Origin of the sequence: Methylobacterium sp. 190mf (assembly GCF_900107945.1) — a bacterium.
GTDB lineage: Bacteria > Pseudomonadota > Alphaproteobacteria > Rhizobiales > Beijerinckiaceae > Methylobacterium.
The window spans coordinates 45040-59947 of record NZ_FNVI01000008.1 but is presented as its reverse complement, the minus strand read 5'-3'; the positions used below and the strand labels follow the sequence as shown (position 1 = coordinate 59947).

At 73.2% G+C, this 14908-nt stretch carries 14 protein-coding genes; 5 read left to right on the top strand and 9 right to left on the bottom strand.

What is annotated here, in order from left to right:
* Positions 1 to 89: 89 nt before the first annotated feature.
* The 9 genes from C4T42_RS11285 to C4T42_RS11245 form a co-directional block, all read right to left on the bottom strand.
* Positions 90 to 1613, bottom strand: coding sequence for a class I adenylate-forming enzyme family protein (locus C4T42_RS11285; RefSeq protein ID WP_056527159.1), 1524 nt, complete (start codon positions 1611 to 1613; stop codon positions 90 to 92).
* Positions 1610 to 2422, bottom strand: coding sequence for a VOC family protein (locus C4T42_RS11280; RefSeq protein ID WP_020094481.1), 813 nt, complete (start codon positions 2420 to 2422; stop codon positions 1610 to 1612). The genes C4T42_RS11285 and C4T42_RS11280 overlap by 4 nt, the downstream gene beginning before the upstream one ends.
* Positions 2419 to 2838: a PaaI family thioesterase gene (locus C4T42_RS11275; protein WP_020094480.1), complete on the bottom strand. Its 420-nt coding sequence runs from the start codon at positions 2836 to 2838 to the stop codon at positions 2419 to 2421. The genes C4T42_RS11280 and C4T42_RS11275 overlap by 4 nt, the downstream gene beginning before the upstream one ends.
* A gap of 26 nt (positions 2839 to 2864) precedes the next feature.
* Entirely contained in the window at positions 2865 to 3881 is a 1017-nt protein-coding gene (locus tag C4T42_RS11270) for a zinc-binding dehydrogenase (RefSeq protein WP_026605141.1), read from the bottom strand.
* 31 nt (positions 3882 to 3912) lie between these two features.
* Positions 3913 to 4893 carry an ABC transporter substrate-binding protein gene (locus tag C4T42_RS11265; RefSeq protein WP_042670254.1) on the bottom strand — a complete coding sequence of 327 codons (981 nt, stop codon included), beginning with the start codon at positions 4891 to 4893 and terminating at the stop codon, positions 3913 to 3915.
* Between the two features lie 64 nt (positions 4894 to 4957).
* On the bottom strand, positions 4958 to 5773 hold the full coding sequence (locus tag C4T42_RS11260; RefSeq protein ID WP_020094477.1) for an ABC transporter permease: 816 nt from the start codon (positions 5771 to 5773) through the stop codon (positions 4958 to 4960).
* Entirely contained in the window at positions 5764 to 6534 is a 771-nt protein-coding gene (locus C4T42_RS11255) for an ABC transporter ATP-binding protein (protein ID WP_020094476.1), read from the bottom strand. Before C4T42_RS11255 ends, C4T42_RS11260 begins: the two co-directional genes overlap by 10 nt.
* Positions 6531 to 7295 (bottom strand): GntR family transcriptional regulator, encoded by a 765-nt coding sequence (locus tag C4T42_RS11250; RefSeq protein ID WP_042670257.1) that lies wholly within the window; start codon positions 7293 to 7295, stop codon positions 6531 to 6533. The genes C4T42_RS11255 and C4T42_RS11250 overlap by 4 nt, the downstream gene beginning before the upstream one ends.
* A 365-nt stretch (positions 7296 to 7660) precedes the next feature.
* Entirely contained in the window at positions 7661 to 8206 is a 546-nt protein-coding gene (locus C4T42_RS11245) for a MarR family transcriptional regulator (RefSeq protein WP_026605140.1), read from the bottom strand.
* A gap of 121 nt (positions 8207 to 8327) precedes the next feature.
* Here C4T42_RS11245 and C4T42_RS11240 point away from each other — a divergent pair, with 121 nt between their 5' ends.
* The 5 genes from C4T42_RS11240 to C4T42_RS11220 are packed head-to-tail and all read left to right on the top strand — an operon-like array spanning position 8328 to position 14907.
* Positions 8328 to 9611, top strand: coding sequence for an amidohydrolase/deacetylase family metallohydrolase (locus C4T42_RS11240; protein WP_103985111.1), 1284 nt, complete (start codon positions 8328 to 8330; stop codon positions 9609 to 9611).
* 10 nt (positions 9612 to 9621) lie between these two features.
* On the top strand, positions 9622 to 10491 hold the full coding sequence (locus tag C4T42_RS11235) for an alpha/beta hydrolase (RefSeq protein ID WP_103985148.1): 870 nt from the start codon (positions 9622 to 9624) through the stop codon (positions 10489 to 10491).
* Entirely contained in the window at positions 10488 to 12842 is a 2355-nt protein-coding gene (locus C4T42_RS11230; RefSeq protein WP_103985110.1) for a xanthine dehydrogenase family protein molybdopterin-binding subunit, read from the top strand. Before C4T42_RS11235 ends, C4T42_RS11230 begins: the two co-directional genes overlap by 4 nt.
* On the top strand, positions 12839 to 13711 hold the full coding sequence (locus C4T42_RS11225) for an FAD binding domain-containing protein (RefSeq protein WP_103985109.1): 873 nt from the start codon (positions 12839 to 12841) through the stop codon (positions 13709 to 13711). The genes C4T42_RS11230 and C4T42_RS11225 overlap by 4 nt, the downstream gene beginning before the upstream one ends.
* Positions 13708 to 14907, top strand: coding sequence for a 2Fe-2S iron-sulfur cluster-binding protein (locus C4T42_RS11220; RefSeq protein ID WP_103985108.1), 1200 nt, complete (start codon positions 13708 to 13710; stop codon positions 14905 to 14907). The genes C4T42_RS11225 and C4T42_RS11220 overlap by 4 nt, the downstream gene beginning before the upstream one ends.
* Position 14908 lies beyond the last annotated feature (1 nt).

The following is a 14908-nucleotide window of genomic DNA, read 5'->3' as shown; positions in this document are numbered from 1 at the left end:
GCGCCGGGCGGGATCCCTAGCGAGGATGCCTTCTGCGGGCGCGCATTCCGCAGGAACACAACCTGCAAGCGCCATTCCGCCCGGCACGGTCACGGGACGCGGACGGCCTCTTCGGCCCGCCGGCGCAGGGCCGCGCGGTCGATCTTGCCGGTCGAGGCGAGCGGCAGCGCCTCGACGAACCAGACCCGACGCGGGTGCTGGTAGGCCGGCGCGTGTTCGAGCGCGTAATCCTTGAGAGCGGCCTCGTCGACGGTGGCGCCGGGCCGGCGGACCACGAAGGCGACCGGCTTGGTGCCCTTGATGGCGTCGTCCACCGGCACCACGCAGGCTTGGAGCACCGCGGGGTGGCGCTCCAGCACCAGCTCGACCTCGCCCGGAAAGATGTTCTCGCCGCCGGAGACGAACATGTCGTCGGTCCGCCCGAGGAAGTAGAAGAACCCGTCCGCGTCGCGGCGGAAGACGTCGCCGGTGTCGTAGAACCCGTCCGCGGTGATCGGGACGGGCACGTCCGGCCGGTTGTGGTAGCCGAGCATGATCGCGGGGCTGCGCATCTGCAGGATCCCGGTCTCCGGGGCGTCCGGTCCGACGAGGCGCACCGCCACCTGGGGATGCGGCACGCCGACCGACGCGACCGGCGTCGGCAGGCCGTCCGGATGGTCGCCGAACACGACCGGGCCGCCCTCGGTGGTCCCGTAGGCGTTGAGGATGCGGGCGTTCGGCAGGAGGGCGCGGATCTGCCGGGCGAGGGTGTCGTTGACCGGCGCCGAGCCCATCCGGACCGTCCGCACGCCGGTGAGGTCGGCTTCCGCGAGGAGATCCGGCTCCCGCAGCATCATGGCGATCATCGGCGGCACGGCGGTGAGCCACGTGCAGCGGTACCGGTCGATCGCCGCGATGTAGGCCCGCGCCTCGAATTGCGGCAGCAGCACCATCGTGGCGCCGGCCGCGCAGACGAGGAGCGCCAGGGCGAGCGCGTTCATGTGGTAGAGCGGCGCCGCCACGAGCAGCCGGTCGTCGCGCAGGTCCGTCTCCGCGGCGCGGGTCCGCGCCACCCAGAGGTGGCTGGCATGGCTCAGCCGCACGCCCTTCGGCCGGCCCGTCGAGCCGGACGTGTAGAGGAACAGGGCCGCCTCGTCGGGCTCGGGCACGACCGGCACGAACGGACCGGGGTCGAGCCAGGCCGCGAAGCCCTCCGGCCCGTCATCGTCGAACCCGGCGATCCGGATATCGGGGCCGAGATGGGCCAGCAGCGCCCGGCGCGGGCCGTCGCAGAGCACGAGCCGCGCCCCGCAATCGGCGAGCACGGCGGCGATCGTGGCCGGCGGGAACTTGTGATTGACCGGGACCGGGACCACGCCGGCGCGCATCGCCCCGAGCAGCGCCGCGATCGTGTCGGGCCGGTTGGCCGCGAGGATCGCGACCCGCGCGCCGCGGGCGATCCCGCCGCGCAGCAGGCCGCGCGCGAAGGCGTCGGCCCGGGCGTCGAGGCCGGCGCGGGTCATCACGGCGGGCTCGCCATCGGGGGCGACGCCGATGATCAGCGGCCTGTCCGGCGGCCCGGACCGGTCGACGAGATCGCCGAGATTGGTCGGAGCCGTGGCCGCGCGCGTCATGGGGCCGCCCTGCACGGGAGGTTGAGGTCGAAGGTCGGCAGCGTCAGCGTGGCCGCGCCCGGCCCGTGCCGAACCCAGCCCGCCTCCGGGAGCGCGCCCGCGCGGGCTTCGAGGGCGTCGAGGCTGCGGAAGCGCAGGGTCAGGGTGGCGAAGCGGCCGGCCGGCCCCGGCGCGATCGCGACCCGCGTCTCCCCGAGCCGGAGGGTCCAGCCGTCACCCACGGCCTCGGCCGGCGCACCGCTCGCGGCGGCGTAGAGACGGGCGTCGGCATCCGGTGCCGGGCTCTCGATCTTCAGCGCGTCGATCCCCGTGAAGCCGTTCGGATGGTCGAGCCATTCGGGGCGCCAGACGAGATCCGGGGTCAGGTGCTCACAATGGTAGAGGCGCCCCGCCGGGAACCGGTCGACCGGCACCCGCACCGTGCGGAACCGGGCCGTGTCCTCGCGGCCGTCGACGGTCACGGGGCGCGTGAAGGCGACGGTCGGCCCGGCCGCGAGCCCCGCCGCGGCGAGGCGGGCATGCGTCGCGTCGGCGTCCCGGCTCGCCACGACGAGCCCGTTCAGGCCGAACGGGCTGTCCAGAACGTCCTGCCGCTGCGGACCCGTCTCGGGCAGGCCGACGAGTTCGAGGTAGGGTCCGGCCGTCATCATCAGGTGGTTGATGGAGCCCAGCGAGTGGTGGCCGCGCGGTGTCAGGCGGAAGCCGAGGGCGGCGAACAGCTCCGCCGCCTCGTCCATCCGCCGCAGCACGTTGATCACCACGTGGTCGAGGGCCCCATCCGCCGGGGCGCCGGGGGCCGGTCCGGTCATTTCGGCGGCGCCGTCATGTAGACGCCGCGGCCGCTCGCGAGCAGGCGCCCCTCCGGGTCGAGGATCTGCGCCTCGGCCACCGAGAGCTGGTTGCCGAACTTCACCACCGTGCCGCGGCAGGTGAGATCGCCCTGCATCGCGGCCCGGTGATAATCGACCCGCAGGTCAACGGTGGGGACGCCGCGGCCGGTCTTGGAGACCAGCGCCCAGTCGGCGGTGAGATCCACGAGCGTCGCCAGGATGCCGCCGTGCACGTAGCCGCGCTCGGCGTTGACGACCCATTCCGGCCGCCACGTCGCCTTCAGCTCGATCGTCCCATCGCCGACGGCGACGACGGAGAGGCCGAGCCACTGGTGGAACGGGCCGCGCAGCAGCAGCGCCTCGACCTGCTCCTTGGTGAGGGGGGTGTCGGACATGGCTTGGGGGATCTCCTCGGGCGGTGTCAGGGGGTGACGACGATCTTGCCCATGACCTCGCGGTCGCGGATCATCCGCAGGCCCTCGGCGGCCTCCTCGAGGGGCAGGAGCTTGTCGATGGTCGGCTTCAGCGTGCCGGCCTGGATCATGTCCATCAGGGCCGACAGGTTGTCGTCGTAGAAGCTGTTCGAGCCGATCACCTTGAGCTCGAAGCTCCAGATGTAGCGGAGATCCTCCTTGGGATCGTGCCCCGCGGTGGCGCCGCAGACCAGCAGCGTGCCGCCGCGCTTCAGGCACTTGAGCGAGGGCACCCAGGTGTCGCCGCCGGTGAAGTTGATCACCACGTCGACCCCGCCCTCGTAGGTCCGGCGCTGCGGCTTGCCGTACTGCTGGATCGCCCACTTGGAGAAGTCGGTCTCGCGGTAGTTGACGACGTGGTCGGCCCCGAGGGCCGTCAGCGCCGCCATCTTCTCCGCGCTGCCCGCGCAGGCGATCACCTCGGCGCCGAGCTGCTTGGCCAGCATCACGCAGCCGGTGCCGACGCCGCCGCTGGCGCCCAGGATCAGGACCTTGTCGCCGGCCTTCACGGTGTTGTGGGTGATCAGCATGCGGTGGGCCGTGCCGTAGGCCACCGGCAGGGACGCCGCGTCCGCGTAGCTCACGTCCGGCGGCATCGCGATGAGCTGGCCCGTCGAGACCCGGCAATACTCGGCCATGCCGCCGTCGAGCATCTCGCCCATCAGGCCCTTGGCCTTGTTGAGCGGGTTGACCAGCACCCGGTCGCCGACGCGCCACTCCGCGACGCCTTCGCCGAGCTCGACGATCTGCCCGGCCATGTCGAGGCCGATCACCACCGGCATCGGCACCTTGATGCCGGGCATGCCCTTCACGGTGAACACGTCGTGGTAGTTGAACGAGGACGCGCCGACGCGGATCAGGACCTCGCCCGGGCCGGGGGACGGCCTCGGATAGTCGTCGACCACCTTCAGCGTGTCGATGTCGCCGTGCGCCTCCAGCACGAGCGCCTTCATCGTCTGAGCCATCGTGGAAACCCTCTTCTGCAGGTCGGAAAGGCTATGGGATCGACTTCGACCGCTCGTAGGGGCCGGGGACCAGGGCCGTGTCCGGCAGGCTGCCCTGGACGGCGCCGACCGCCTTGAACACGTCGAATTCCCGCTTCAGCGAGGCGATGTCGGCGGGCTCCAGGCTGACCGTGTAGATGCCGTCCCAGAGGCCCGCGTAGGCCGCGGCGTCGGCGTCGCTCAGGTTCGCGGCCGCCTTCAGGATCTTGGCCACGCCGGGCTTGTCGGCCTGGCCGAAGGCGTAGGCCTTGCGCATCGCGGCCACGACCTTGGCGGGCGCGTCCGGATTCTGCGTCATCCAGGCGTTGCGCATCAGGCCGACGCCGAGGACCGGCGGCGCGTCCTGCTGGGTGAGGCGCCTCCACTCCTCCCGGAAGGTGCCGAGTCGGCGCAGCTTCACGTCCGGCAGGAGCGCGAGGGTCACGGTGCGCAGGGCCGCGGCGTCGATGTCCTTCTGGACGAGGAATTGCGCCAGCCGGGAATCGTTGCCGGGGACGGCCTGGTAGTCGGCGGGCTTGAGGCCGTGATTGGTCTCCAGGATCGCCGCCGCGATGGCGGCGGTGCCGCTGCCGGCCGGCGAGGTGCCGATCTTCCTGCCTTTGAGGTCGTCCATAGTCTTGATCGGCGAGTCCTCCGGGACGACGAAGTCGAGATCGGCCACCTGGGTCGCCAGGACGATGCTCATCGGCAGCCCGTCGGCGGTGACGCTCAGCGCCGTCCCGGCGCTCGCCGCGATCGCGAAATCAATCGCCCCGGCGGCCATCGCCTTGGTCGGCGCGTTCACGTCCGGGAACTTGACGTACTCGGCCGTCAGGCCCTCCTTCTCCATGAACTTGCCGGCTTCCAGCACGGCGCCGAAGCCGAGGCTGATGCCCGAGCTCCAGTATCCGATGCGCACCGTCTCGGCGCGCGCGAGGCCGGGCAGGCCGAGTGCGCAGAGCGCGGCGGCGGCGAGGACGCGGATCCGTTTCAAGGCGTTCTCCGGGACGGGCGATGAGGGGTCGTGCGACGGGCGTGTCGCCGGGCGGTGCCGGCCGTCACGGCTGCGCCACCTTCTTCCAGGCGAACAGGCGCTGCTCGGCCGGCTTCAGGACGAGCGTCTCGAGCCCGATCATCAGGGCGACGAGGGTGAGGGTCCAGGCGAAGACCTGGTCGGTCTGGACGAGGTCGGCCGCCTGCCGCAGGCGGTAGCCGATGCCGCTGCTCGCCCCGAGCGATTCCGCCACGAGGACGACCCGCGCCCCGAAGCCGATGGCGAGGCGCGCGCCCGCGAAGAAGGCGGGCAGGATCGTCGGCAGGTAGATCTTGGTCAGCACCTTGCGGCGCGGCATCCGGAAGGTGCGGGCGAGCTCGAGATGCTCGGCGCTGACCGTGCGCGTGCCCTGCCAGACGTTGGTCAGGATCAGCGGCATCGCGGTCATGAACACCACGAAGATCGTGGTCCAGTTCGAGAGGCCGAACCAGATCAGCGCGAAGATCGCCCAGATCGCGGAGGAGACGGTGTTGGTCACCGTCAGCACCGGCTCGAAGAAGCGCCCGAGGCGCGGGCTCGCGCCGAGCAGCAGGCCGAGCGGCAGCCCCACGAGGGCCGCGAAGGCGAGGCCGGCGCCGATCCGGCCCAGCGTGATGCCGAGATCGGCGGCGAAGCTCGGCGTGGCGACGAGGCCGAGCCACGTGTGCCAGACCCGCGCGGGGCTCGGCAGGACGAAGCTCGGCGCGTGCAGCGATCCGAGCTGCCACGCGGCCAGCGCCAGGGCGAGCAGGGCGAGCCGCTGGAGCAGCACGCCCGCCCGGCGTCCGGCGCCGGACGTCCGCGTCCGCCGGATCAGGCGCGGCGGGGTCTTCACGAGCATCGCGCGCTCGCGGCGGAGAGGCTGATGCGCAGGCGCCGGACCTCCTCGGCGACCTCCGTCGAGAGCGGGTCGCGGGGGTACGGCAGATCGATGGCCCGGACGGTGCCGATCCGGCCCGGCCGCGGGTGCAGGACGACCACCCGGCTCGCCAGCACCACCGCCTCCTCGACGTCGTGCGTGACGAAGACCAGGGTCATCGCCCGCAGACCGGCGATGCGCAGCAGCTCCGCGTGCATCTGCGCGCGGATCTCGGGATCGAGCTTCGAGAACGGCTCGTCGAGGAGCAGGATCTTGGGCTCGGTCACGAGGCTGCGCGCGAGCGCCACCCGGCTGCGCATGCCCCCCGACAATTCGTGCGGGTAGGCGTCGCGGAAGGCCTCCAGCCCGACGAGCCGCAGGGTCTCGTCGACCCGCCGCGCCCGCTCCGCCCGGCCCATGCGTCCGGCCTCGAGGCCGAAGGCGACGTTCTGGGCGGCCGTGCGCCAGGGCAGCAGCCGGTCCTCCTGGAACATGTAGGTCATGGCCCGCCAGTCGCGGAAGGCGTGCGACGGGATGCCGTTCAGGAGGACGGCGCCCTGATCGGGCTCGACCAGCCCGGCGATCATGTTGAGGAGGGTGCTCTTTCCGCAGCCCGACGCGCCCAGGATCGCGACGATCGCGTGCTGCGGGATCGCGATGTCGACGGTGTCGAGGACGTGGAGCGGCCCGCCCTCGCGCCGGTCGAACCACTTGCTGACGTGGTCGAGCTCGACGGCGTTCACGGCTCGCCCCCGTCGACCCGGGCCGGCCGCACCGGCGCCACCACCGCGGTGTCGCGCAGGCTGGCGATGACCTTCTCCAGGGTCATGTCGCGGAACGTCTCGACGTGGCGGCGGGCCACCAGGGCGGCGCTGTCGGCGTCGCCCGCCACGAGGTGCTCGATCATCGCGGTGTGGTCGTTCTCGATGTTCGGCCGCACCCCCTGCACGCCGAAGCCGAGGGCGACGAGGCGGGTCATCTCGTCGAGGAGGCCCGACAGCGTCCGGTACAGGCGCCCGTTCCCCGAAGCCGCGGCGATCGCGAGGTGGAAGCCCCGGTTGGCCTCCAGGAAAAAGTCGATCTGGTTGCCCATCTCCACCGTGATCTTGCGGCGGCAGGCCTGCTCCAGGCGCTCCAGATGCGCCCGGTTCACGCGGCCGGCGGCGCCCCGCGCCGCGAGGGGCTCAAGCTCCATCCGGAGGGCGAAGACCTCGTCGACATCCTTCACGGTCACCGGGCTGACCCGGTAGCCGTGCCGCGGCATCGAGCTGACGAAGCCTTCCTGGGCCAGGCGCTGGAGCGCGATCCGGCAGCTCGCCTTGCCGATCTCGAACCGCTCCATCACCTCGGCCTCGGTGAAGCGCGTGCCGGGCAGGAGGCGGCAGGCGACGATCTCGCGGCGCATCAGGTCGTAGGCCTGGTTGCCCTTGCGCGTGGCGTCGGGGACGGCGAGCACCGTCGTGGTCGGGCGAGCGGGCCGGGACCTGTCATCGCGGGTCGTCATCGCACCTCGCTGTTCGGGCATTGAGGCTCCCACAGCATGCTGTGAGCTGCCCACCACACGCAGGACATGTGCCAACCCCGCGCCGGCCCGCCTGCGCGCGGCGCGCATCGGCAGGCGGAACGATGGTCGGGTGCCGGCATTCGTCGCGCGGTGGGAAGCTCAGATGCGACGCGTGATCAGCTCAGCGCGCGCTGTGGGCATTCCATGCCGTATTTATGCGCAACGTCTCCGCGTTCTGTAAATGGAATGCGCGTCCAATTTTCGCGAAGATGTTGGAAGAAAGAGCTTTTCGCGGCACTCCAAGGCAGAACGATCTGTATTTTCTTTGAGCAGTGGGGCCTGCTGCGGGCCGCGTCGGCGACGCCCTACAGGATGTCGGGCTGGCCGCGCCGATGCTCGTGCCCCGCGATGACGCGGCGCAGGAGCCGGGTCAGGGTGTCCTGCTCCGCCGGCGTGAGGGCCTCGACGGTGAGGGCGTGCGCGGCCCGCGCCGCCGGCTCCATCGCGCCGTGGAGCGCGGCGCCTTCGTCCGTCAGCCGGCAGACCTGCGCGCGGCGGTCGAGGGGCGAGGTCGTGCGGCTCACCAGACCGCGGGCCGCGAGGCGCTTCAGGGCGCCGGTCGTCGTCGTCCGGTCAAGGGCGACCGAGCTCGCGAGCGTCGTCTGATCGGCCTCCCCCAGATCGCGCAGCAGCGAGAGCAGGCTGTACTGGAGCGGGGTGACGCGAAACGCGGCACAGCGTTCGGCGAAGAGGCTGACGTGGATCTGGTGCATGCGGCGGGCGAGGAAGCCCGGGCGCTCGGCTAGTGGCCAGTGCCGCGCCTTCGCGTCCGTTGCCGCGCTCGCCGCCCCCGCGGCGACCCCCGCCTCTGCCGACCCCGCAGCGAACCCGGCGTCCGGGACCTCATCCATCGTCCGCCTCCACAGAACGGTTCCAGCCTTGGCACGCGGTGTGCAACGCCGGAATACGAAGCATGCTTCGCTTTTGGCAAGGGCGAGGCCGGCGTGCGCCGGCCGGGACCACGAGGTCGACATGGACAATCGCCGCTATGATCTGGTTCTGCGGGGCGGGCGGGTCATCTGCCCTGCCTCAGGCATCGACGGCATCCGCGACGTGGCGGTGCGGGACGGGCGCATCGCCGCCGTGGCGGAGACGATTTTGCCCTCGGCCGCCGCCGAGGTGGTCGACGTCTCGGGCAAGCTCGTCCTGCCCGGCATGATCGACACCCACGCCCACGTCTACCAGTACGTCACCGGCCGGTTCGGCCTGAACCCCGACATGGTCGGCGTGCGCTCGGGCGTGACCACGGTGGTGGACCAGGGCGGGCCGTCCTGCATGACCCTGCCGGGCTTCCGCCACTTCATCGCCGAGCGCTCGGAGACGCAGGTCCTCGCCTTCCTGTCGGCCTACCTCGTCGGCGGCCTGGAAGGGCATTTCTACCCGAACCTCTACAGCCCGGACGGCGTCGACATCGACGCGACCGTGAAGTCGGCCACCGAGAACCGCGACCTCGTGCGCGGCATCAAAGGCCATGCCGAGATCGGCGGCTTCGCCCGCTGGGGCATCAAGGTGATGGAGATGGCGGCCGAGATCAGCCGGCGCGCCGACCTGCCGCTCTACGTGCATTTCGGCCAGCTCTGGGGCCTGCCGGAATCGGGCGCCAACGGCGAGGATGCCGACACCATCGTCGAGCGGGTCATCCCGCTGCTGCGGCCCGGCGACGTGCTGGCCCATCCCTTCACCCGCCACCCGGGCGGCTTCATCAACGAGCAGGGCGAGGTCCACCACATCATCCGCCGGGCCATGGAGGCCGGGCTGAAGGTCGATGTCGGCCACGGCAGCCACTTCTCCTACCGCGTGGCCCGCGCGTCCCTGCCGGCCGGCGTGATCCCCTACACGCTCGGCGCCGACATGCACGGCTACAACACCGAGATCCCCGAGGTGACGAAGCCCGCCGGCACCCCGGACGAGCACCACGACGACGAGAACCATCCCTTCCTCGGCCAGGCCCGGTTCAGCCTCACCCAGGCGATGAGCTCGATGATGGCGCTCGGCATCCCGCTGGAGGACGTGGTGCCGATGGTGACGTCGCACCCGGCCGAGATGCTGCGCATGGGCGACCGGATCGGCGCGCTCAAGGTCGGCTACGCGGCCGACGTCTCGGTGCTGCACGACGATCGCGGCCGCTTCCTGCTGCGCGACAACGAGGACACGCGGGTGATCGCCGACCGCCTGCTGCGCCCGGCCTTCTGCCTGCGCGCGGGGAAGCGCTTCGAGGCCGACTCGCCGATCCTGCCCCAGGCGATCGCGGCCTGAGGTGGCGCCGGTGACCGCCTTCGTCCTCGACGACCCGACACCGCCGGACCCGCGCCGCCGCTGGGACAGCCTGGACTTCGCGGCCCGGGGCGCCTGCTACGACAACAACGCGGGCGTGCCCGACAGCGCCGCGCAGGTCGCGGCCCGCAACGCGGCCTCCGCGGCCTACCGCGCGGCGCACCCGGCCGGGCTCGACATCCCCTACGCCGCCGGCGCGCGCACCGGCTTCGACCTCTACCCGGCGGCGGAGACGGGGGCGCCCTGCCTCGTCTTCGTCCACGGCGGCTACTGGCAGCGCAACGCCCGGGCCGATTTCGCCTGCTTCGCGGAAGGGCTGAACGCCGCCGGATGGTCGGTGGCGATGCCGGGCTACACCCTGGCACCCGAGGCGAGCCTCACCGGGATCGTCGCCGAGATCGGGGCCGCCCTCGACTGGCTCGCCGCGCACGGGACGGCGCGCGGGATCGGCGGCCCGATCGTCCTCGCCGGCTGGTCCGCGGGGGCGCAGCTCGCCGCGCTCCATCTCGGGCATCCCGCCGTGTCCGCGGGTTTGGCGATCTCCGGCGTCTACGACCTCGCGCCGATCCGCGAGACCTACCTGAACGAGAAGCTCGGGCTGACCGAGGACGAGATCGGGACGCTGTCGCCCCTGCGCCTGCCCGTCGTGCCCAAGCCCATGACGGTCACCTACGGCAGCCGGGAGCTGCCCGCCCTCGTCCGCGACGCGCGCAACCTCCACGCCCTGCGCGGCGCCGCCCACGCGCCAGGCGCCCTGCTGCCGGTGCCGGGCGCCGACCACTTCTCGATCCTCGACGAATTCCGCCGGCCCGACGGCCTCCTGGTCCGCGCCGCGCAGGATCTTCTCGGAGGCCCGCGATGAGCCGCGAGGGCGTCGGGGCCCCCCTGCCCCGCAAGGAGGACGACCGCCTGATGCGCGGGCGCGGCCAGTATGTCGGCGACCTCCGGCTGCCGGGGATGCAGGACGTCGCCTTCGTGCGCAGCCCGCTCGCCCATGCCCGGATCCGCGCCGTCCACGTGCCGGAGGCCTACCGCGACCGCGTCTTCACCGCCGCCGACCTCGACGGCGTGCTGCCGATCCGGGCGGTCTCGGGGCTGCCCGGCTTCAAGGTGTCCGAGCAGCCGGTGCTCGCCACCGGCAAGGTCCGGCAGGTCGGCGAATTGGTGGCGATGTGCGTCGCCCCGACCCGCGCGGAGGCCGAGGACATCGCCGCCGCCGTCGTCCTCGACCTGGAGGAGCTGCCGGCCGTCCACGACATGCTGGCCGCGCGCGAGCCGGGCTCCGCCCTCGTCCACGAGCACTGGGGCGACAACGTCTTCCTGGAGACCCTGGTCGACGTCGGCATCGAGGGCGCCCTCGACGCGCCGGTCAAGGTCAGCCGTACCATCTCGACGGGGCGCCAGTGCATGGCGCCGATCGAGGGCCGCGGCACCGTGGTGCAGCTCGATCACCGCCTCGACCAGCTCGTGGTCCACACCGCGAGCCAGATGCCGCACATCGTGCGCAACGGCCTCTCGGAGTGCCTCGGGATCGAGCAGGGGCGCATCCGCATCGTGTCGCCGGATGTCGGCGGCGGGTTCGGCTACAAGGCGATCCTGCTTGCCGAGGACGTGGCGCTGGCGTGGCTCGCGCTCCGCTGCGGCCACCCGGTCCGCTGGCTGGAGGACCGGCGCGAGCACCTGACCGCCAACGCCAATTGCCGCGAGCACCATTACCGCATCACCGCCTACGCGGAGCGGGACGGGACCCTGCGCGGCATCGACTGCGAGGCCACCGTCGATTCCGGCGCCTACTCGGCCTACCCGTTCTCGGCCTGTCTGGAGGCCGCGCAGGTCGCCAGCATCCTGCCCGGCCCCTACGACTTCCCGGCCTATCGCTGCCGCACGTGGTCGGTGGCGACCAACAAGTGCCCGATCCTGCCCTACCGGGGGGTGGCGCGCACCGGTGTCTGCTTCGCCCTGGAACTGGTGCTCGACGCCGTCGCCCGCGCGGCGGGGGTCGCGCCCGAGACCGTGCGCGAGAAGAACCTCGTGCGGCCCGGGCAGATGCCGTTCGAGAACATCACGAAGAAGCACTTCGACAGCGGCGACTACCCGGAGGCGCTCGCCCGGGCGCTGAAGGCCGTCGACGTGGCGGCGGTCCGCGCCCGCCAGCGTGAGGGCGAGGCGGACGGGCGCCGGATCGGCCTCGGCCTCGCGATCTACTGCGAGCAGGCCGCGCACGGCACCTCGGTCTATTCCGGCTGGGGGATCCCGATGGTGCCCGGCCACGAGCAGGCCAGCGCCCGCCTGACCCCGGACGGCGGCCTGGAATTGCGGATCGGCGCCCATTCCCACGGCCAGGGCCTGGAGACGACGCTGGCCCAGGTCGCCCACGAGATCCTGGGCGTGCCGGTGGCGCGCACCCGCCTCGTCCACGGCGACACCGCCATGACCCCCTACTCCACCGGCTCCTGGGGCTCCCGCGTGATGGTGATGGCGGGCGGCGCGGTCGCGGCGGCCTGCGAGGCGTTGCGCGACCGCGCCGTGCGGATCGGCGCCCACCTGCTCCAGGCGCGGCCCGACGAGTGCCGCTTCGAGGGCGGCCACGTCGTCGGCCCCTCCGGCGACGTGCCGCTCGAGGTGATCGCCCGCACCTGGTACCGCCGCCCGCAGGACCTCGCGCCCGACACCGATCCCGGCGGGCTCGAGGTCACCGCCGGCTACAAGCCGGTGCGCGATTCCGGCACCTTCTCGTACGCGGCGCACGCGGCCGTGGTGGCGGTCGATCCCGATCTCGGGGCGGTGGAGATTCTCGACTACGTCATCGTCGAGGACGGCGGCACGCTGGTGAATCCCCTCGTGGTCGACGGCCAGATCTACGGCGGCCTCGCGCAGGGGATCGGCACGGCCCTGTTCGAGGAGATGCGCTTCGACGCCCGCGGCCAGCCGCTGGCCTCGACGTTGGCCGACTACCTCCTGCCCGGCGCCGCCGACGTGCCGATGGCGCGCATCGACCACATGGAGACGCCCTCGCCCTACACGCGCTTCGGCCAGAAGGGCATCGGCGAGGGCGGCGCGATCGCGCCGCCGGCGGCGCTCGCCAACGCCGTGAACGACGCCCTCGCGCCGCTGGGCGTCGAGCTGCTGCACTCGCCCCTCACCCCCCGGCGGATCGTGGAGGCGGTGCTCGCCGCCCGTGATCCCGCCGTGACCGCGCGGGAGGCCGCATGAAGCCCGCCGCCTTCGCCTGGGAGCGCCCCGACAGCCTGCCCGCGCTGCTGGCGCGCCTCGCCGAAGCCCCCGCGGGCGTGAAGCTGATCGCGGGGGGCCAGTCCCTCGGGCCGATGCTGAACCTGCGCCTCGTCGAGCCCACCCTGATCCTCGACATCACTGGCATCCCCGAACTCCGGGACGCGCGGGTCGAGGGCGACACGCTCGTCCTCGGGGCCTGCGTGACCCACGCCGACGTCGAGGACGGGCGCGTCCCGGACCTCACCGGCGGCGCGCTGCGGCGGGTCGCGGCCGCCATCGCCTACCGGCCGGTGCGCAACCGCGGCACGATCGGCGGCAGCCTCGTCCACGCCGACCCGGCCGCCGACTGGGTGAGCGCCCTGACCGCCCTCGGCGCCGAGGTCGAGATCGCGGGGCGCAACGGCCGCCGCACCCTGCCGGTGGAGCATTTCGTGACCGGCGCCCTCAAAGTGGCGCTCGGCGCGGACGAGATCCTGGTCGCGGTGCGCGTCCCGGCGCTGCCGGCGGGCGCGGCCTGGGGCTACGTCAAGCACTGCGCGAAGATCGGCGAGTTCGCCCACGCCATCGGGGCCGTGCGCCTCGAGCCCGGCGCGGGCCGGGGCCGGGCCGTGATCGGCGCGGTCGAGGGGCCGCCCGTGCTCCTGGCCGATGCCCGCCCGCTCTTCGGCGGCCGCATCGGCGCCGACTTCGCCGCGCGCTTCGACCTTCGGGCCGCCGACCTCGCGCTGCGGGAGGCCGGGATGGCCGACGCGGTCGAGCGGCACATCCACGTCACCGCCCTGAGCCGCGCGGTGGCCGCGGCGGCCGCGCCCGATCCCCGCGCCAACACCCTTCCGGAGGCCGCATGAGCGCTGCGCTGGCCGAACCCGGGACGTCGCGCATGGCCCTGGCGCTGACGGTGAACGGCCGGGCCGTGCGGGTCGCGGCCGAGCCGCGCAGCCACCTCGGCGACGTGCTGCGCGACGGCCTCGACCTCACCGGCACGCATCTGGGCTGCGAGCACGGCGTCTGCGGCGCCTGCACGGTCCTGCTCGACGGTGAGCCGGCCCGCGCCTGCCTCACCTACGCGGGGGCCTGCGCGGGCGCCGCGGTCACGACGATCGAGGGCCTCGACGCGGACGCGATCGCGGGCGAGTTGCGGGCCGCCTTCAACCGCGAGCACGCGCTCCAGTGCGGCTACTGCACGCCCGGGATGCTGGTGGCCGCCCGCGATTTGGTCCTCCGGCTGCCCGAGGCCGACGAGCGGCGGATCCGCGTCGGCCTGTCGGGCAACCTGTGCCGCTGCACCGGCTATGCCGGCATCGTCCGGGCCGTGATGGCGGTGATCGCGGAAAGGCGCGGGCGCGGCATCCCCCCGGAGACCGGTGCGGCGCGGCCGCTCGGCCCGGTCGGCGCCCGGATCGGCGACGCGGCTTTCGCGCCCCTGGAACCGCCGGCGGATCGGATCGCCCCGGCGGCGCCCGCGGCCGTCGCGGACCTGTCCGACGCGTTCACCCCGGCCCACGGCTTCACGCAGGTGCTCGACCTCCTCCACCCGCCGGAGGCCGTCTTCGCCCTGCTGGGCGACATCGCGGTGGTCGCCGCCTGCCTGCCGGGCGCGGTGCTCACGGCGCGGCCCGCCCCCGACACGGTCGAGGGCGGCCTGCAGGCGCGGATCGGGCCGATCGCCGCGACGTTCCGCGGCCGCGCCCGCCTCGCGCGGGACGAGGCCGCCCGGACCGGCGCGGTCCACGGGGCCGGCACCGACGCGGGCGGCCGCTCGGCGACCGAGGGCCGGATCCGCTACCGGGTCGAGGCCGGGCCGACGCCCGGCACCGCCCGGGTCGAACTCGACGTCGGCTACACCCTGACCGGGCCGCTCGCGCAGTTCGGCCGGCCCGGCCTCGTGCGCGACCTCGCCGGCCGCATCGCCGCGGAGTTCACCCGCAACCTCGATGCCCGGCTCTCGGGCGTCGCGGCGCCGGCGCCCGCCGGCCTCAACCCGCTCCGCCTGCTCCTCGGCCTCGCCCGCGCGCGCCTCGCGGCGTGGTTCGGCCGCGCCTGAT